We start from the raw sequence: 800 nt of genomic DNA, 5'->3' as shown, positions 1-800 counted from the left end.
GGGTATAACCCATTGAACCAACCAGATTTTGTCTGGCAAATCAATCGACCCGATATTTATCGTCAACCCGGGCAAAAGTAAGACTATTTTTTGAGAGTAATGATAAATGTTAATCCGTAGGGCCCGTCCCTCTGATGCAGAAGAGCTTGCCATTTTAGCCGAACGCACCTTTAGAAAAACGTTTGAAGCGGGTAATACCCAGAAGGATATGGAGCTTCACTGCCAGGCAGGTTATTCAACAGATATTCAGTTGCAAGAAATCCTCAGAGAAGACTGGATTACATTAGTCTGCGAATACGAAAGCAAACTGATAGGGTATGCCCAACTGAGGTGGGAAGCATTTCCTCCCTGTGTAAATAGCATTCACGCCGGGGAAATCCTGTGTCTGTATATCGATGAACCTTATCATGGCAAAGGTTTTGCGCAAGCGCTGATACACAAGTGCTTTGCTGAATTTGCGGCACAGGGATCGGATATTGTCTGGTTAGGTGTCTGGGAACAGAACCCAAGGGCAATCTCTTTTTACCGTAAGCTTGGGTTTACCGAGGTGGGTGAACATATCTTCCAGGTTGGGACAGATCCCCAGAGAGATATCATTATGAAGCGCTCAACGGGTGTTAGCTGAACAAACATGACGACGTCCGCTCTGGCACACAGCAGGCGTGATCGACACCAGGAGACGTCACGCGCTAGCGGCTAAGCGTAGCGCCGGCTCGGAAAATCCCGGATGGCGGCGCGTGGCGCCTTATCCGGGCTACGCGGTTGAGCCACTCTTGTGCCGTTATTTTGCCGGGTGGCGG

Annotated in this window: 1 protein-coding gene and 1 pseudogene; both read left to right on the top strand. The window is 49.6% G+C overall.

All coding sequences use genetic code 11. From position 1 onward, the window contains the following. Positions 1 to 81: pseudogene (locus tag CWM53_RS32235) on the top strand (N-acetyltransferase); the annotation flags it as partial. 25 nt (positions 82 to 106) lie between these two features. Further along, positions 107 to 625, top strand: a complete 519-nt coding sequence (locus CWM53_RS20185) for a GNAT family N-acetyltransferase (RefSeq protein ID WP_100750842.1) — start codon at positions 107 to 109, stop codon at positions 623 to 625. Positions 626 to 800: the final 175 nt, after the last annotated feature.

Source organism: Klebsiella sp. A-Nf5 (assembly GCF_002810545.1).
Lineage (GTDB): Bacteria > Pseudomonadota > Gammaproteobacteria > Enterobacterales > Enterobacteriaceae > Klebsiella > Klebsiella variicola.
Note: the sequence above shows the minus strand (reverse complement) of the source record. Positions and strands in the feature narration are given on the sequence as shown.